Source organism: Dysgonomonas mossii (assembly GCF_004569505.1).
Taxonomy (GTDB): domain Bacteria; phylum Bacteroidota; class Bacteroidia; order Bacteroidales; family Dysgonomonadaceae; genus Dysgonomonas.
This window is the reverse complement of sequence record NZ_SPPK01000164.1, coordinates 1-380: the sequence shown is the minus strand read 5'-3', so window position 1 is coordinate 380 and position 380 is coordinate 1. Positions and strand designations below refer to the sequence as shown.

The 380-nt window shown below is 36.8% G+C and carries 1 protein-coding gene; it reads right to left on the bottom strand.

The features are described from left to right. Positions 1-309, bottom strand: a 309-nt coding sequence (locus E4T88_RS17905) for a UDP-N-acetylglucosamine 2-epimerase (RefSeq protein WP_185146769.1), incomplete at its 3' end; no start/stop codon positions are given. Between the last annotated feature and the right edge of the window lie 71 nt (positions 310-380).

Here is a 380-nt window from a genome sequence, read left to right as displayed (position 1 = left end):
ACAAGAAAAAGTAGTAGTTGTATCTCCATGTACCAATATCATATCTGGTTTCACTTCTTGAATAACACTTTCAAGTCCACCTAGCACTCTAGAAGTTACTTCAGAAAGTGTTTGCCCTTGTTTCATGATATTCAAATCATAATCTGGTGTGATATCAAATGTTTCAAGAACTGAGTCCAGCATTTCTCTATGTTGTGCAGTCACAACTACAATTGGTTGTAACTCCGGATCATTTTTCAGTTCTGAAACCAAAGGTGCCATTTTAATAGCTTCAGGTCGCGTACCAAATATCGTCATAATTTTCTTCATTGTAATAAAATCCTCCTATTATTATTTAGTGCCAAACAGACGGTCGCCTGCATCACCAAGTCCTGGTGTAA